This window comes from Ideonella azotifigens, from assembly GCF_006519715.1.
In the GTDB taxonomy this organism is placed as follows: domain Bacteria; phylum Pseudomonadota; class Gammaproteobacteria; order Burkholderiales; family Burkholderiaceae_C; genus Ideonella; species Ideonella azotifigens.
Genome location: NZ_VIDT01000756.1, coordinates 1 through 2,443 on the forward strand (window position 1 = coordinate 1; position 2,443 = coordinate 2,443).

Sequence of the window (2,443 nt, forward strand, 5' to 3'; positions counted from 1 at the left end):
TAACGAGATCCGCGCGCTGCAGCGCCAGCTGGGCCTCACCACCATCATGGTCACGCACGACCAGGAAGAGGCCCTCTCGGTGGCCGACCGCATCGTGGTGATGAACCGCGGCCGCATCGAGCAGGTCGGCACGCCGCTGCAGATCTACCGCGAGCCGGCTTCGGCCTTCGTGGCCGAGTTTGTCGGCAAGGTCAACCGGCTGCCAGCGGTGGCGGAGGGCGACCGCTGGTTCCGCTGCGGCGCACACCGTTGGCAATGCCCCGCAGGCCAGGGCAGCGACTTCCGGCCCGGCGCGCCAGTGCTGCTGTACCTGCGGCCGGAGGACCGCGTCGTCGGCCCACTGGCGGCTGACACGCCTGGTCTGTGCGGAGGCCGGGTCGAGCACGTCGAGTTCCTGGGCGGCAACTGCCTCGCGACGATCCGCGTGGACGGCCTGACCGAGACGCTGCTGCTGCAGTTCTCGCTGAACCAGATGGACGAGTTCGAGGTCAGCGAAGGCCGCACGCTGCGCTTTGCCTTGCGCACCGATCGGCTGCGCGTGTTCCCGGCCGCAAGCTGAGCCGAAGCGCATGTTGCTCAAACGCTTGCTGTTTCCCGACCAGGCTGGCGCCGTGCTGGTGGCCAGCGCGCCGCGCCAGCGGGTGCACTGGACGGACCGCATTGCCCACCTGGGACTGCTGGCGGTTGCCGCGCTGCTGCTGGTCGGCCTGATCGGCCCGCTGCTGGCGCTGCTGGCCCAGGCTTTCAGGCCCACGTCCGGCGACAGCAGCCATTGGGGTGCCTTTGTCAGCTACCTGGGCTCACCCGCGCTGCTGCAAAGCCTGGGCCACAGCGTCTTCGTGTCGGTGCTGGTGGTGCTGCTCACGCTGCCGCTGGCGTTTGGTTTTGCCTATGCCTTGACCCGCAGCATGATGCCGCTCAAGGGCCTGTTCCGCACCATCAGCCTGCTGCCGCTGCTGGCGCCGTCGCTGCTGTCGGCCATCTCGCTGATCTACTGGTTCGGCAACCAGGGCATGGCCAAGGACTTCTGGCTTGCGCTGGGTTTCGACGGCATCTACGGCGCGTCCGGCATCGTGCTGGCCGAGTGCTTCGCGGTGTTCCCGCACACGCTGATGATCCTGGTGACCGCGCTGTCGCTGGCCGATGCCCGGCTCTACGAAGCGGCCGACGCGCTGGGCACCACGCGCTGGCGCAGGTTTTTCACCATCACGCTGCCAGGCGCGCGCTACGGGCTGATCTCGGCCGCGATGGTCACCTTCACGCTGGTCATCACCGACTTCGGCGTGCCCAAGGTGGTGGGCGGCGACTACAACGTGCTGGCCACCGATGTCTTCAAGCTGGTCATCGGCCAGCAGGACTTCCAGCGTGGCGCGGTGGTCGCGCTGCTGCTGCTCGCGCCCGCCGTGCTGACCTTCGTTGTCGACCACTTCGTGCAGCGCCGGCAGATGGCTTTGCTGAGTGCCCGTGCCGTGGCGCTGGTGCCGCGCCGCGCGCCGGGTTTCGATGCGCTGATGACCGCCTACTGCGGCTTGATCGCCGCGCTGATGCTGGCCATGTTCGGCATGGCCGTGTTCGCCTCCTTCGTCAGCTTCTGGCCCTACAACCTTTCCTTGAGCCTGCAGCACTACACCATGGGCCTGGTGGACGCCGAGCTTGGCGACGCACTGATCAACAGCCTGAAGCTGGCCGCCAGCACTGCGCTGATCGGCCCGGTGGTGGTCTTCATCGGCGCCTACCTGATGGAGAAGACGCGCGGGCTGGACGCGCTGCGCCCGCTGCTGCGGCTGATGGCCATGCTGCCGATGGCGGTGCCTGGCCTAGTGCTGGGCCTGGGCTGCATCTTCTTCTTCAACGCGCCGGGCAACCCGCTGAATGGCCTGTACCAGACCTTTGCGCTGTTGGTGCTGTGCACGGTGGTGCACTTCTACACCACCGGTCACCTGACCCTGGTCACCGCGCTGAAGGCCATCGACCCTGAATTCGAAGCCGTGTCGGCCTCGCTGAAAGTGCCGTTCTACCGCACCTTCTGGCGCGTCACGCTGCCGATCTGCCTGCCGGCGCTGATCGACGTGTCGCGCTACTTCTTCGTCAACGCGATGACGACGATCTCGGCCGTGGTCTTCCTCTACACGCCCAATTCCAAGCTGGCCTCGGTGGCCATCCTGAACCTCGACGACGCGGGCGAGATCGGCCCGGCCTCGGCCATGGCGGTGCTGATCGTTGCCACCTCCACGGTGGTCAGCCTGCTGTACATGGCGCTGTCCGCCTGGGCCCAGCGCCGCACCCAGGCCTGGCGGGCACCTGCACATTGAGACGCCTGAATCGAACGTGACCTGCTCTTCAACTCACCCATTGCATTACGACCTCATCGTCGTTGGCGCCGGCATCGTCGGCCTGGCCCACGCCTACACGGCCGCGCGCCGCGGCCTCAAGGTCTGCGTCG

Annotated in this window: 3 protein-coding genes; all 3 read left to right on the forward strand. The window is 67.4% G+C overall.

What is annotated here, in order from left to right:
* A partial coding sequence (locus tag FKP22_RS27280) for a TOBE domain-containing protein (RefSeq protein ID WP_141291093.1) occupies positions 1 to 559 on the forward strand: 559 nt, incomplete at its 5' end.
* Between the two features lie 10 nt (positions 560 to 569).
* Positions 570 to 2,312, forward strand: coding sequence for a putative 2-aminoethylphosphonate ABC transporter permease subunit (locus FKP22_RS27285; RefSeq protein ID WP_141291094.1), 1,743 nt, complete (start codon positions 570 to 572; stop codon positions 2,310 to 2,312).
* 40 nt (positions 2,313 to 2,352) lie between these two features.
* Positions 2,353 to 2,443, forward strand: a 91-nt coding sequence (locus tag FKP22_RS34110) for an FAD-dependent oxidoreductase (RefSeq protein ID WP_233446977.1), incomplete at its 3' end; no start/stop codon positions are given.

Bases quoted from the DNA above. Each gene is read 5' to 3' on its own strand.
- FKP22_RS27285 (WP_141291094.1), top strand. From the start codon at position 570: ATGTTGCTCAAACGCTTGCTGTTTCCCGACCAGGCTGGCGCCGTGCTG.